We start from the raw sequence: 2,903 nt of genomic DNA on the forward strand, positions 1-2,903 counted from the left end.
CCTCGTTTTTTCCCCTTTGGGGCGCCGAAGATGACGCGGGCCCGCGCCGGGGTGAGGCCGAAGCTCTGGGCGACCCGGACATGCATGGCGAAGGCCGGCGTCCCCAGGGCGTCGCCCTTGTATGTATCGACGTACTTGCCGAACACCCAGGCCGTGCCCTTCTTTTCGGGGTGCTCGATCTCGTACCACACCGCGCCGTCCACGGCCGTTTCCCCGACGATGACGAAGCGATCCAGGTCGTTCAATCGCCCCGTGATGTTCGAGTCCGTACTCGTGTCCGGGGCCTGCCGCAGCCGGACGTTTTCGCCCGTACAGATTCCGAACGTCGGGTACTCTTCCCCGCCCTCCGCTCCCGCCGCCAGGAGCAGAGCCGTTGCCAGGGCGCACAAAACCGTTTCGTGTTCATCGCATGATCCCTCCAGACCGTGATCTTTCGCAGGGGGTGTCCGTGCCTCCTGCACGCCCATTATGCAACGTGAACTTCCTCTGCGGCAACACCCCGAAAGAGGTGGTCTTTCCCGCCCCCTTTCAGCCCGCGGGCCGTCAGTCCCCCCTTCGGGGAGCCTTCCGACTTCCGTTTGCTGGCGCTCACGGGCCGTCAGTCTCCCTTCAGGGGGCCTCCCGATCGTCCGGGGCCTGCGCCTCTCCGGGGGCCTCCACGTGCGTTCGGTCGTCGCCCCGTGGCTCCGTCCCATCGACGAAGAATTCGTCCTTGTGTGCGTTCCACAGCCACAGGGCGGCCCCGGCGAAGGCGAAGCCCAGGGCCAGCCCCCCAGCCGACGTAGGCGCCCCGGTACTCGCCGTCCGACGAAAGGGAGAGGCGCTCCTGGCCCACCTCGCGGAGGTTCCCGCAGGAGCCGGGGAGGTGACCCTCACGACGTGGGAGGGGGAACGGCTCACCATCGCGCTGGACGCGCGCCTGTCGCCCTCGCGCAACGCCGAACGGTACTTCAGGAGGTATCGCAAGGGCAAGGGCGACCCCGCCGCCATTCGGGACGAGCTGCGGGCTCAGGAGAGCGCCATCAGCGAGATCCTGGAGCAGCACGACCTCCTGGAGGCCATCGACGACCCGGAGGCCTTCGAGGAGGCCCTTCGGGACATCGAGGAGTGGCTGGCCCCGGAGGACAGAAGGCAGGATGCCAAAAAGAAAAGGGGAAAAAAGGAAAGGGGGGCGAACGCACTCCACCCTTCCTGAGCTTTGCCGTCGAGGGGCTGACCGTCCTGGTGGGGCTCTCGGCGCGCGGCAACCGCTACGTCACCTTCAAGCAGGCACGGCCGGAGGACATCTGGATGCACGCCCATGAACTGCCCGGCTCCCACGTCATCATCCGGGGCGCCCGCGACCGCGCGGCTCTCGAGGGCGAGCACCGGGCCGTGCTAGAGTTCGCGGCCTCCCTGGCCGCGGCACACTCAAAGGGCAGGAACGCCGGCTCCGTCCCCATCGACTACACGGAGCGGCGGCACGTCCGCTCCGTTCCGGGAACCATCGCCCTCGTGACCTACACGAACCCCGGCACCCTGCGCGCCGTGCCCCACGCCGGGGGAGGGCTGCCGGCGAAGCCGGAGGGGGACTAGGCGCCTCAGCGCAGGAGCGGGACGTTCGCCTCCCGACCCACCAGACGGGCGAACTCCAGGGCCCGCAGGCCCGACGCGCTCCTGAGCCCCCCTCAGGGCGCCCCGGTCCAGCAGGAGGGCGACAAGCTCCGGCGGGGCCAGGGCCGCGGCCGCCATCAGGGGGGTGACCCCCTCCTCCCCCCAGAGGGGGCACCGCGCGTTGACGTCCGCCCCGGCATCCAGCAGGAGGCGCGCCTTCTCCAGTCCGCCATCCTCCGCCAGGAGCGCGGACGTCAGAGGGGATCGTCCCTCGCCGTCTTTGGCCAGGGGGTTTGCCCCGCGCTCCAGAAGGAGCTCGACCTGCCGGGCCGATCCGTGCTCCGCCGCCAGGTGCAGAGGAGTCCCTCCGCCGGCCGGACCGTTGGGGTCGGCGCCGAAGTCCAGAAGGAGCTCCGTGAGCCCGGCGAAGGCGCTGCCCTTCTCCAGCGAGAGGGCGAGGGGCGTGCGCCCCTCCTCGTCCGCGGCGTCCGCCTCCGCGCCGTGCAGGAGCAGCAGCCGCGCCACCTCAACGTGCGTGGAGAGCGGCACGCGCACCCCGGCCGCGACGGTGCAGTACAGGGGGCTCCGCCCCCGCTCGTCGCGTCCCGCGGCACGCTCCCCCGCCTCCAGGGCCCCGCGGACGGCCTGAACGTCTCCCAAGGCGCAAAGTTCAGCCAACTCCGCGCCACACGCCGGAGAAAGGAGCAGGAAAGCCGCCAGCGCGCCGCCGAAGAACCGCGCCACGAACCGCCTCACCACAGACGACACCTCCTCGTAGAATAAGTAATGTGGAAGTGGTACCAGGGATGGTAAACTACTTCCAGGTTTGTCGGGAAAGCTCGTTACCTCCTTGCAGGATACGGGCCAGCCGACCCCGCCCTGCGCTCTATTATGGCAGACCGCCGGGGAAAAATCGACTCCGACCCCGCCCGCTCCGCAAAATTTGACAACGTCCCAAACTTGGATATAATGATTGAGTTTTGTGCGGAGAAGTGGCCGAGTGGTCGAAGGCGGTTGACTCGAAATCAACTGAGCGGCTTGCCGTTCCGTGAGTTCGAATCTCACCTTCTCCGCCATTTAACGTATTTCCTCGTCTTCAAATAATCGAAGGTTGAAGGGCCGGTCTGCGACCGGCTTTTTGTTTGTGTTTGCACTCTGATACGCGTCAATGCACGAGGCCTTTTTCAACTTCTGTTGCGTCTGCTCTGACAATCCAGCTGATACCAATTCGCGTCTAATGTGGATTGCCTCCCCTGAAAGGGGAGGTGGTTCGCGTCAGCGAACCGGAGGGGTTGTTTCTCAGGCTCAAC

At 67.1% G+C, this 2,903-nt stretch carries 4 protein-coding genes and 1 tRNA gene; 2 read left to right on the top strand and 3 right to left on the bottom strand.

Translation table 11 applies throughout. The features are described from left to right. A partial coding sequence (locus SY1_RS05905; RefSeq protein WP_208873065.1) for an SH3 domain-containing protein occupies positions 1 to 389 on the bottom strand: 389 nt, incomplete at its 3' end. Between the two features lie 220 nt (positions 390 to 609). After that, a complete protein-coding gene (locus SY1_RS12365) occupies positions 610 to 876 on the bottom strand; it encodes a hypothetical protein (RefSeq protein ID WP_243440741.1) in 267 nt (88 codons plus the stop codon). Between SY1_RS12365 and SY1_RS05910 the strand changes: the two genes are divergently transcribed. After that, on the top strand, positions 827 to 1,195 hold the full coding sequence (locus tag SY1_RS05910) for an NFACT family protein (RefSeq protein ID WP_243440717.1): 369 nt from the start codon (positions 827 to 829) through the stop codon (positions 1,193 to 1,195). The two genes, SY1_RS12365 and SY1_RS05910, sit on opposite strands and share 50 nt — an antisense overlap. Positions 1,196 to 1,410: 215 nt before the next feature. On the opposite strand, the gene SY1_RS05915 is transcribed toward SY1_RS05910, so the two are convergent. Next, on the bottom strand, positions 1,411 to 2,352 hold the full coding sequence (locus SY1_RS05915; protein WP_208873069.1) for an ankyrin repeat domain-containing protein: 942 nt from the start codon (positions 2,350 to 2,352) through the stop codon (positions 1,411 to 1,413). 227 nt (positions 2,353 to 2,579) lie between these two features. Between SY1_RS05915 and SY1_RS05920 the strand changes: the two genes are divergently transcribed. Then, positions 2,580 to 2,669 (top strand) — tRNA-Ser (locus SY1_RS05920). The last annotated feature ends 234 nt before the right edge of the window (positions 2,670 to 2,903 follow it).

Origin of the sequence: Fretibacterium fastidiosum, assembly GCF_000210715.1 — a bacterium.
GTDB lineage: Bacteria > Synergistota > Synergistia > Synergistales > Aminobacteriaceae > Fretibacterium > Fretibacterium fastidiosum.